The organism is Photobacterium sp. OFAV2-7, assembly GCF_022347985.1.
Lineage (GTDB): Bacteria > Pseudomonadota > Gammaproteobacteria > Enterobacterales > Vibrionaceae > Photobacterium.
In genome coordinates this window covers 1-10786 of record NZ_JAKRFQ010000073.1, presented here as the reverse complement: position 1 = coordinate 10786, position 10786 = coordinate 1, and the positions used below count along the sequence as shown (strand labels likewise).

At 52.2% G+C, this 10786-nt stretch carries 7 protein-coding genes; 5 read left to right on the top strand and 2 right to left on the bottom strand.

The genetic code is table 11. The features are described from left to right. Positions 1 to 1509 (bottom strand): signal peptide peptidase SppA (gene sppA / locus MHN01_RS07045; protein ID WP_239410670.1); only part of this gene is annotated, 1509 nt, incomplete at its 3' end. A 264-nt stretch (positions 1510 to 1773) separates the two neighbouring features. Here sppA and MHN01_RS07040 point away from each other — a divergent pair. The 5 genes from MHN01_RS07040 to MHN01_RS07020 all read left to right on the top strand — a co-directional run bounded on the left by MHN01_RS07040 (position 1774) and on the right by MHN01_RS07020 (position 8941). Next, entirely contained in the window at positions 1774 to 3786 is a 2013-nt protein-coding gene (locus MHN01_RS07040; protein WP_239410669.1) for an NADPH-dependent 2,4-dienoyl-CoA reductase, read from the top strand. Positions 3787 to 3969: 183 nt separating this feature from the next. Next, positions 3970 to 4518: an NAD(P)H nitroreductase gene (locus MHN01_RS07035; protein ID WP_239410668.1), complete on the top strand. Its 549-nt coding sequence runs from the start codon at positions 3970 to 3972 to the stop codon at positions 4516 to 4518. Positions 4519 to 4673: 155 nt separating this feature from the next. Then, positions 4674 to 5711: a selenide, water dikinase SelD gene (gene selD, locus MHN01_RS07030; RefSeq protein ID WP_239410667.1), complete on the top strand. Its 1038-nt coding sequence runs from the start codon at positions 4674 to 4676 to the stop codon at positions 5709 to 5711. Next, a complete protein-coding gene (gene mnmH / locus MHN01_RS07025) occupies positions 5711 to 6805 on the top strand; it encodes a tRNA 2-selenouridine(34) synthase MnmH (protein WP_239410666.1) in 1095 nt (364 codons plus the stop codon). The genes selD and mnmH overlap by 1 nt, the downstream gene beginning before the upstream one ends. A 138-nt stretch (positions 6806 to 6943) precedes the next feature. Then, the gene (locus MHN01_RS07020; protein WP_239410665.1) at positions 6944 to 8941 is read left to right on the top strand and encodes a DNA topoisomerase III; all 1998 of its coding nucleotides are present in this window, start codon (positions 6944 to 6946) and stop codon (positions 8939 to 8941) included. On the opposite strand, the gene MHN01_RS07015 is transcribed toward MHN01_RS07020, so the two are convergent. Then, positions 8938 to 10560 (bottom strand): GGDEF domain-containing protein, encoded by a 1623-nt coding sequence (locus tag MHN01_RS07015; protein ID WP_239410664.1) that lies wholly within the window; start codon positions 10558 to 10560, stop codon positions 8938 to 8940. The two genes, MHN01_RS07020 and MHN01_RS07015, sit on opposite strands and share 4 nt — an antisense overlap. Positions 10561 to 10786: the final 226 nt, after the last annotated feature.

Genomic DNA, 10786 nt, shown 5'->3' with positions numbered 1-10786 from the left:
GATCTCGGCCTGTGCCAGTGACATATTGCGATGCTGGCTGACAAGGCCGATAAAGCGCTGGTAGCCATGCTCGACTCCGAGCTGGAAGACTTCGGCCACGCCTTTAGGCAGCTCACGGGTCACACCGACACCAGAGAATGGTGTGGTACCAACTCCGTCACTGTATACACCCATTTTTTCCAGCCCTTTCTCGAAGGTTGTCAGGATGGCAAAGATCCCGATAGAGCCGGTGATAGTGGTAGGCTGGGCCAGGATCTTGTCGGCACTGGATGAGATCCAGTAACCGCCCGAAGCTGCCAGGCTGGACATTGAAACGACAACCGGTTTTCCGGCCAGTTTCAGGGCGTCGACTTCACTGCGGATCACCTCCGAGGCGAAGGCGCTGCCGCCCGGGCTGTCGACGCGCAGAATAACGGCTTTGACGTCGTCATCCAGGCGAGCTTCACGTAGCAGTGCCGCTGTTGAGTCACCGCCGACAGTGCCTTGACGCTGCTTGCCATCGACAATTGCCCCGCTGGCTACTACCACGGCAACTTGGTTCGGGCTCGGTAGGTCGTTACTAAATAGCGTTGGCTGGTAGTCGTAGTAGCTGATCTGGTTAAAGCTGTTTTCACCGTCACTACCAAACTGTTCAATCAGTTTTTGGTTTAGCAGCGGGCGGTTGATGAGCTCGTCAACCAGTCCCATTTCCAGGCTCAGTTTGGCAAAATCGCCGTTCACCGCCTTGAGCTGCTTGACGAACTGGTTAAGTTCCGGCGTCAGGGCAGCAGCGTCGATGTGGCGATTCTTGGCAACATCCGCTGTGTACGCGCCCCATAGCTGGTTTAGCCATACTGTATTGGCTTCGCGTGCCTGTGCTGACATACCGTCTCGGGTATAGGGTTCAACGAAAGATTTATAGGTGCCGACCCTAAATACATGGGTATTGACGTCCAGCTTCTCGAGCAGGCTTCTGTAGTACAGGGTATAACTGCCGTAGCCTGTCAGTAACACGCCGCCATCGGGTGACATGAAGACTTTGTCTGCATAGCTGGAGAGGTAGTACTGGCTCTGTTTGTAGTTATCACCCACTGCATAGACAGGCTTACCTGCCTGCTTGAACTCCTCGACGGCCTTGGCGATGTAGCGCAGCTTAGTCAGGTTGGTCTCGGCCATCCCTTTTAAGTTCAGTACTAAGCCCGTAATGCGGTTGTCAGTCGAAGCGGCGCGGATAGTATCAACAATATCGAACAGGACATTTTCCTGCACGGGCGGATGGCCCAGAGCATTGCTGGCCAACTGGTCAATCGGGTTAATGTAGGTGCGCTGCTCGACAATCGGGCCAGACAAATCCAGCACCAATGCGGCTTCTTTGGGTAGTGCCGGTTGCTCTCCGCTCTGGTTAAATGCGAAGAAAAGCAGGCCGATAACAAATAAAAAAATCAGATTAAGTATCAGCTGCCGGGTGAAACTGATCAGTTTCCAGATAGCTCGGAATAGTTTTCCAATTCCTTTGAGTACCACTTTCATGAACGTTCCTGATGATGCGATCGGTATTATTTCTATCCTAACTTAGTAAACAAGGAATTACAGTAATAATCCTTGTTTACAATGTATTCCTTCCCTTAAGTATTGCGTGCTTTAGAGCTTGCTGTAAGGAAAGATCAGCTTAGATCCCGGGGTTATGAGTTATCACATGTAGAGAGGAGTGTTGTAATAATGTAAACAAGTGTTTGATAAAAGTTTGAGCAGTTAATATACTGGTCAGACCATAACAACAAAAGAATGGAAGCCATGGACGATAAATCTTACCCTCATTTGTTAGCGCCCCTAGATCTTGGTTTCACTCAGTTACGTAACCGTGTGTTAATGGGATCTATGCACACTGGCCTTGAAGAGTCGCGAGACGGCTTCAAGAAACTTTCTGCGTTTTATGCAGCCCGAGCTCGAGGTGGGGTCGGGTTGATTGTCACTGGCGGTTTTTCGCCAAATTTCCGTGGCAGGCTGCATCCACTGAGTGCCGAGTTCAGTTCGGCGCGCGCTGCCCGGGCCCACAGGGTTATCACCGATGCTGTTCATGAAGAAGGCGGCAAGATAGCCCTGCAGCTTTTGCATGCCGGCCGCTATGCGATGCACCCGTTTGCCGTGAGTGCTTCGGCCATTCGCGCGCCAATTTCAAAGTTTACCCCGAGCAAGATGAGCACGCGCCAGATCAACAAGACAATCGAGGCTTTTGCGCGTAGTTCAGAGCTTGCGCGCGAAGCGGGTTATGACGGTGTTGAGCTCATGGGCTCGGAAGGATACCTGATTAACCAGTTTATCTGTAAGCGTTCCAACCATCGCTATGATGAATGGGGCGGAAGTTATGAAAACCGTATTCGTTTTCCGATTGAGGTGGTAAAGGCGGTTCGCAAGCGTGTCGGACGAGACTTCATTATTGTTTTCCGCCTGTCGATGCTGGATTTGGTCGAGCAGGGCAGTACCCATGAAGAAGTGGTCCAGTTGGCGAAGGAGCTTGAAGCTGCCGGGGTGACAATTCTAAATACTGGTATCGGCTGGCACGAGGCTCGGGTGCCGACCATTGCGACCCAGGTTCCGCGTGCGGCATTTACCTGGGTGACCGAGAAGCTGAAGAGTGAAGTCAATATTCCGCTGGTGACCTGTAACCGGATCAACACTCCCCAGGTTGCCGAAGATATATTGTCCTCACAGCAGGCGGATATGGTGTCGATGGCAAGACCGTTTCTTGCCGACCCGGATTTTGTGGTCAAAGCAGAGCAGGATCGTGCCGACGATATCAATACCTGTATTGGCTGTAATCAGGCGTGCCTGGATCATGTGTTTGTCGGTAAGCGAGCGAGTTGTCTGGTTAACCCGCAGGCCTGTTACGAAACCGAGTTGGTACTGACACCATCGGCCAGCAAGCGGCGTGTGGCAATAGTTGGCGCCGGACCGGCCGGGATGGCAACTGCCGTCGCAGCGGCTGAACGCGGCTTCGAGGTTGATCTGTTTGAGAAGAACGATCATGTCGGTGGCCAGTTTAATCTGGCAATGCAAATCCCGGGCAAGGAAGAGTTTAAGGAAACCATTCGCTACTTTACCCGACGCCTGGAGCAAACAGGCGTTAATGTCATGCTCAGCCATCCTGTCGATGCCGATGAGCTTAAAGGCTATGACGAAGTGATTGTTGCAACCGGGGTTCAGCCGCGAAATCCGAAGATCCCGGGTGTTGAGCATGAAAAAGTGATCGATTATCAGACGTTGATCCGGGATAAGGTGCAGCTTGGCCAAAAAGTGGCGGTAATTGGTGCTGGTGGTATTGGCGTCGATGTCTCGACCATGCTGACCGAGCCGGAAAATCAGGACCTCGATAGCTGGCTTCAGGACTGGGGGGTCGACAAGTCGATTGAGCATGCTGGTGGTTTGTACCCGCACGAGGAGTATGTGAGTCAGCGTCAGGTATGGCTGATGCAGCGCAAACCGGGCAAAGTTGGTAAAGGGCCGGGGCGTACTACTGGGTGGATCCACCGCAAGGTGCTGGAAAAGCGCGGTGTGGAGCTGCTAAGCGGCGTCAGCTATGACAAGATTGATGATCAGGGACTGCATATTACGGTTGAAGGTCAGTCTCGCCTGCTGGATGTCGACAATATCGTGCTTTGTGCAGGTCAAACCTCGGTGGAAGTGCTGTCTGACAAGTTAAGGGCAATGAATGTCAATGTGCATGTTATTGGTGGTGCTGATGTAGCCGGGGAAGTTGATGCCAAGCGGGTGATCCGCCAGGGTATCGAGCTGGCCGCGAAACTATAACAAAGTCAACTCGCTAAGTAGCCAGTGCCATGATGTTCGGGGGCTGGCTGCTAATCCCTTCCCTGCCTCCCCTTGAAAATGGAGAGGGGCACTTTTCCTGTCATTTCCATAATATTACTGCGGTTTTACTACGTGGAATTTATGATATTGTAAAACAATAATTATTATCATCATGAGGTTGTTATGGATGCTCTATCGTTATTGTTAAATCGTCGCTCGTTGCCAAAGCTGATGGAGCCGGCTCCGCAGGGTGAGGTGCTGGAAAATATCTTTCGGGCTGGCCTGCGTGCTCCGGACCATGCTGCGCTGACACCTTGGCGATTTATAGTTTCCCATGGCGAAGGCTTGAACAAGCTGGCAGATATTCTGGTAGAAGCGGCAAAAGCGGATGGCGCCGATGAGGCGACCATTGAAAAAGCGGCTAAAGCGCCGTTACGTGCCCCGATGGTGATTACTGTGGTAGCGAAAGTCACTGAGCACGAGAAGGTGCCGGTGATTGAGCAGCACCTGTCGGCGGGCTGTGCGGCTCAGGCAATGCAGATGGCGGCGGTCGCGCAGGGTTATTCAGGTTTCTGGCGCACTGGTAAATGGGCCTATCACCCGGTTGTCCGTGAAGCATTGGGTGTACAGGGTGACGATATGATTGTCGGATTTTTATATATCGGTACGCCGGGGTGCCGAGAAGCCAAAGTGTCTGAACGTGATTTGGACCAGTTTGTCGAATATCTCTAGTATTCATCTCGATTTTGCTCTTGATGTAGACAGCCTGAAAGGGCCACCGGGAAGCTGATATTCCACCAGTTTCCCTCTTTATTGATCCAGAGTGGTGACACGGTTTAGCCTCCGGAGTAGAATTCTCTGCTCTTGTCATTATTCCGGAGCGTGTCATGGAAAATGTCCGCCTTACACAATACAGCCACGGCGCAGGATGCGGCTGTAAAATATCCCCTCAAGTTCTTGATACTATTCTCCGAACTCAACTCGCCCCATTCTCGGATCCTAACTTGCTGGTGGGAAATGAAAGCAAGGATGATGCTGCCGTTTATGATCTTGGCAATGGCAGTTCGGTGATCAGTACTACTGATTTCTTCATGCCGATTGTCGATAACCCATTCGATTTTGGCCGCATTGCCGCTACGAATGCCATCAGTGATATCTATGCGATGGGCGGCAAGCCGATCATGGCAATCGCTATTCTTGGCTGGCCGGTCAATGTGCTGGCTCCAGAGATTGCCCAGCAGGTGATCGAAGGTGGTCGTTCGGTATGTCGTGAGGCAGGGATTTCCCTGGCTGGCGGACACTCTATTGATGCACCAGAGCCTATCTTTGGTCTTGCTGTTACAGGTATTGTCGATACCGATCGCGTGAAGCGTAATAACCAGGCCGAAGCCGGATGCAAGCTGTATCTGACGAAGCCGCTGGGGATCGGTGTACTGACCACGGCCGAGAAAAAATCCAAGCTGGCTGAGCACCACCAGGGCCTTGCGCGTGACTGGATGTGTAAACTGAATAAGCCAGGTGCAGATTTTGCCGATGTGGCAGGCGTTAAAGCCATGACGGATGTGACCGGCTTTGGTCTGATGGGCCACCTGAACGAAATTTGCGAAGGCAGCGAGCTAAAGGCAAAAGTATGGTTTGATCAGATCCCGCATCTGCCGGGTGTGTTTGATTATATCGAGCAAGGTTGTGTACCGGGTGGAACGGGGCGTAACTTTGATAGCTACGGCCATCGTCTGGGTAACATGAGCGAGCAGCAAAAAGCGTTGCTGTGCGATCCGCAAACATCTGGCGGCCTGCTGCTGGCGGTGAGCCCGGAAGCCGAGGCCGACGTTCAGGCCGTTGCCGAGCGCCACGGCATTGAGCTAAACGCAATTGGTGAATTGCTGCCGGCTGATGGTGATACTACCCTGATTGAGATTTGTTAATGTCACGTCCGAATTGTGAAGATTTCCGACAGTTATTTGTCAATGATACCCCGTTAATGGACCTGCGTGCCCCGGTTGAATTTGATCAAGGTGCTTTTCCGACGTCGGTAAACCGACCGCTAATGCAAGATAGCGAGCGTCAGGCTGTCGGGACCTGTTTTAAAGAACAAGGCCAGGAGGCAGCGATTGCGCTTGGCCATAAACTGGTTCACGGTGATATTAAAGCTGAACGTATTGCCCAGTGGAAAGCGTTTTGTGAAGCGAATCCCGATGGTTATCTCTACTGCTTCCGTGGTGGCTTGCGCTCCCAGATCACCCAGCAGTGGCTGAAAGAGGCGGGTATTGAGTATCCGCGAGTTGTTGGCGGCTACAAAGCGCTTCGACGTTTTCTGATTGATACCATCGAGCAGGTTGCCCAGCAGCCGATGACCCTGATTGGCGGTAACACCGGCTGTGGCAAGACTATTATGGTCAACGAACTGGAAAACGGTCTGGATCTGGAAGGGGCTGCCAATCACCGAGGCTCCTCGTTCGGGCGATATGTGACCGAGCAGCGAACCCAGATTGATTTTGAGAATGTACTGGCTGTGTCAATGCTGAAAAAACAGGCGCTTGGTATCAACCAGTTTGTTCTTGAAGACGAAGGGAAAATTATCGGTTCAGTTAGTGTGCCTTTGCCAATAAATACCGCGATGCAACAGGCACCGATTGCAATTGTTGACGATCCGCTTGATGTGCGTCTGGCTCGCTTGCTGGATGACTATGTCGTGCGGATGCAGCGAGACTTTGTTGCTCACTATGGTGAAGAGTTGGGCTGGACACGTTTCGCCGAGTATTTGGAGCGTGGTATGTTCAGTATTCGCAAGCGCCTCGGCCTAGAGCGTTATGAGCAGCTGCTACAGGTGCAGCAAGACGCGGTTCGCTTGATGCAAAGCTCGGGCTCGCTGGACGGCCATGAAGGCTGGCTCAAGCCCTTGCTGGAGCAGTACTACGATCCTATGTATACCTACCAGCTCAGTAAAAAAGCCGATCGTATTGTCTTCCGCGGTGAATACGATGATGTAAAAGCCTGGTTGGCAGATAAAACAGCGTAAACATACGATGAGGAGCGGGGACACTGTTCTCGCTTCTCGCTTCTCGCTTCTCGCCCTGTATTTATATCCAGTGTTTTCTTGTCCTTTATTCTGCTTTTCTCTATAGTTCGTGTTACTAAGAACTAGCCAACAATTTTCATGACCCGTCTATATATTGCTGAAAAACCAAGCTTAGGCCGAGCTATCGCTGCGGTATTGCCGCGCCCCCATAAAAACAACAACGGTTATATCGAAGTCGGAAATGGCGATATTGTGACGTGGTGTATCGGTCACCTGCTCGAGCAGGTCGAACCCGATGCCTATGACGAAAAATACAAGAAGTGGAACATGGCCGATTTGCCGATTGTGCCGCAGCAATGGCAGCTGGTGCCGAGGAAGACGGCCAGGCAACAGCTGAGCGTTGTCCGCAAGTTGGCCAAGCAGGCTACCGAGGTTGTCCATGCTGGTGACCCGGATAGGGAAGGGCAGCTGCTGGTCGATGAGGTGATTGACTATATCAAGCTTGCTGCGAGCAAAAAGGCCAGCATGCAACGTTTGCTGATTTCCGATCTAAACCCGGCGGCCGTGAAGCGGGCGTTGGGCAAGATGCGAAGCAACCGCGACTTTATTCCGCTGTCGGTTTCGGCGCTGGCCCGTTCGCGGGCGGACTGGCTGTATGGTATGAATATGACTCGTGCCTATACCTTGCTGGGGCAGAAAGGGGGATACCGGGGCGTATTATCGGTTGGCCGGGTCCAGACTCCCGTATTGGGGCTGGTAACGCGACGGGATGATGAAATTGCCAACTTTGTACCCAAGCCATTTTATGAGTTGTTTGCCCTGATCCCCTATCAGGACAATATGATCCGCGCCCGCTGGATACCCAGTGAGGCTTGCAAGCCGTGGCAGGATGCAGACGGACGGGTACTGAACAGGAAGCTGTGTGAAAACGTCGTTAACCGAATAAAGGGCCACCCTGCAGAGGTGACCGAATCAGAACGTAAGGAAACGCGCCAGTCTGCGCCTTTGCCGTATTCACTGTCGGCCCTGCAGATCGATGCCGCCAAGCGATTCGGTATGAGTGCGGCCGATGTCTTGGCAACCTGTCAGTCGCTCTATGAAAAGCACAAAGTTATCACTTATCCGCGTTCAGATTGCCGGTATCTGCCACTGGATCACTTCAGGCAGGCGGATGAGGTATGTCAGGCCATAGCCAAGACTGCCGCAGAGCTTAGCTCGGCCGTTGACGGTGCCAATACTTCACAAAAATCCAAGGCATGGAACGATAAGAAGGTGGATGCCCACCATGCAATCATCCCGACCCCCAAGGCCGTTAACAGCAATGCGCTGAGCGCCGGAGAGAATAAAATCTATCAGCTTATCGCCAGACAGTACCTGATGCAGTTTTATCCAGCCGCTGTCTATAGTGAGGCAAAACTTGTCTTTACCATTGCGGGCGGGATATTTGTGGCCAAAGGACGCCAGCTAATGAGTGCGGGTTGGCGAGAGTTGCTGGGACGAGAGGACTTGACAAGTGAACAGGACCTGGCCGATAAGGTCCCACCGTTAGAAAAAGGCACGGTACTGACTTGCCAGGACGGTGAGATAAAGGACAAAATGACAGAACCGCCTAAAGCGTTTACCGAAGCGACATTGCTGCAGGCAATGACAGGTATCGCCCGGTTCGTATCAGATCCGTCACTGAAAAAAATCCTCCGTGATACCGACGGGTTGGGGACCGAGGCCACCCGTGCCGGGATCCTCGATATTTTGTTCAAACGTCAGTTATTAACACGGCAGGGCAAGAGCATTCATGCCACCGAGGCTGGCCGAGGACTTGTTTATGCGCTTCCCGATGAGTCAACCTATCCGGATATGACGGCGCACTGGGAGCACCAGTTGCAGGATATGGCGGAGAAGAAATGTGCCTATCAGCCGTTTATGGATGCACTGCAGGAGAGGGTCCAGCAGATCATGGAGAAAGTGAAACATAGCGAGATCCCCCCGAGTTTGCGAGAGCTGAAATCGCCGGAGCCTTTTAAAGGCGGCAAGAAACGGCGTTACAGTAAAAGCAGCAAAGGAGGAGGCCGAACTGGCACCAAGGCCGGTAGCAGCCGGGCGGGTGCGAAACGTAAGCCAAGAAAGAAAGCCGACTAAGTATGTTCGTAATACTGGTTGCGGCCCAGTGATTTGGCTTCATATAGCGCCCCATCGGCCTGTTTGAAAAACTCGCCGGGGGAACTCTGCACCGAAGGAACTGTCGTGCTGATCCCTATGCTGATGGTAACTATATCTGGTGCGCTGCTGACCCCCTGGCTGCGGGGCAGCTGCAGCTCACGTATAGCATGGATGGCACGTTGGGCGGCGTAACGGGCCGCACTTTTGTCCTGGCCCGGAAGCAGCAGTACAAATTCTTCCCCGCCGTAGCGTGCAAAGAGGGCTCCGGCTCGCTTTTCCTGTGTTGCCAGGGTGTTGGCAATGATTTTCAGGCATTGGTCGCCAGCGGCGTGACCGTAGCTGTCGTTATAGGCCTTAAACAGGTCGACATCAATGATCAGCAGGGAAAGCGGAAGCTGGTGGCGTTCGGCGCGACGCCACTCTTCGTTAATTCTTCTATCGAAGACCCGGCGGTTGGACACCGAGGTGAGCGGATCAAGCCGGGAGATCTTCTCTAATTTTCGGTTTACCTTCTCCAGCTCGGCGGTACGGTCGGATACCCGCTGCTCAAGCTCTTTGTTCAGATTGATCAGGTTTTCTTCTGCCTGACGGCGAACCAGATGTTGTGAAACGATGAAGCCAAATTGTTTTAGCAGTTGCTGATGATAGTTATGGAGTGGAGTACCGGTTAATAGGTTGTCACAGGCAATCCAGCCAACCGGGGTGTCTTCGTCCCATAGCGATATATAGGCGCTCCAACCAAAACCAACCTGCTTAAGTTCATGGAAAAGCGGCGTATTTTCTTCAATGGCCAGGTACTCTTTGCGCCGGTAATCTTTGTTAATTTTGGTAAACCATAGATCCGGTATTTCTTCCTCGAAATAATGCTCGTTCACCGTCTTGCCGTGAATATCTGTGCCGTACGTGCCTTGCATGCGGTTCTTCCCTTTGAACAGAAAGATAGCCATGCGGTCGATGAGCAGCAGCTTTTTTGCCTCTTCGACGGCGGTAAAAAGCATATTATCCATGGAGCCGGCGCGCCAGAGCTTGAATGAAATATCGTGCAGAGCCTGGAGCTGCTCTTTGAGCAGCTGCTGTTCCTGTTGGCTGATCTGCAGTTCACGCTCAGCAGAGCGGCGACCGTCATGTTCATCTTGAATACTTTCGCTCAGCAGACAGGCATCGAGCTCAGAGGCCATGAGGGCGGCGAGGAAAGTGAATTCACTGCCTTCGATGATTGGATGCTCCGGAAAGTCGACGATAAGGCAGCCGATGATATGGGAACGTCGCTCCAGCGGCAGGCATAAGCGCGTGTAGCCGTCACGTAGTTCAACTTTGGGCGTGCGTTGACGAATAGCCCTGGTTACCTGGAAGAATGGAATACTGTTACGGTCAGAGATGTCGACGGGCGGGAATTGGTAGTGTATCCCGGTGTCATTCATTTCGAGAAGAATTTTCCATTGCGACTTGTAGGCAACGACCAGCTGGGCTCGGTAGGCAGAGAAGCTTTCGCTTAGGTTTCGGCAGGTGAGTTCGCAGACTGTACGAAGTCCATGGGCCTTCCCCCATTGCTCAAGGATGCGTTGATAGAAATTGTCTAACCGTTCAGTTTGGGTCAATACAGGTTGTCCGTGTGGGAGTTAAGTCGTTGAGCACTTATTTTTATCAATCACAGAAATAAAGCTAGGCACTAAGCCCGCATTATGATTAGAAAGTTGGGCAGATTTATAAATTTGCGACTCAAAACACACCGATCATCAGTGTGTAAGGAGGATTGTGTCAGGATGGTTTGCTGCCATGGACGAATGTTTAGTTTATCAATCAGGGAATTACGATGGTATGGCG

What these genes read in the sequence shown, in the direction of transcription:
- MHN01_RS07040 (WP_239410669.1), top strand. Translation starts at nt 1,774, where the DNA reads ATGGACGATAAATCTTACCCTCATTTGTTAGCGCCCCTAGATCTTGGT.
- MHN01_RS07035 (WP_239410668.1), top strand. Translation starts at nt 3,970, where the DNA reads ATGGATGCTCTATCGTTATTGTTAAATCGTCGCTCGTTGCCAAAGCTG.
- selD (WP_239410667.1), top strand. Translation starts at nt 4,674, where the DNA reads ATGGAAAATGTCCGCCTTACACAATACAGCCACGGCGCAGGATGCGGC.
- mnmH (WP_239410666.1), top strand. Translation starts at nt 5,711, where the DNA reads ATGTCACGTCCGAATTGTGAAGATTTCCGACAGTTATTTGTCAATGAT.
- MHN01_RS07020 (WP_239410665.1), top strand. Translation starts at nt 6,944, where the DNA reads ATGACCCGTCTATATATTGCTGAAAAACCAAGCTTAGGCCGAGCTATC.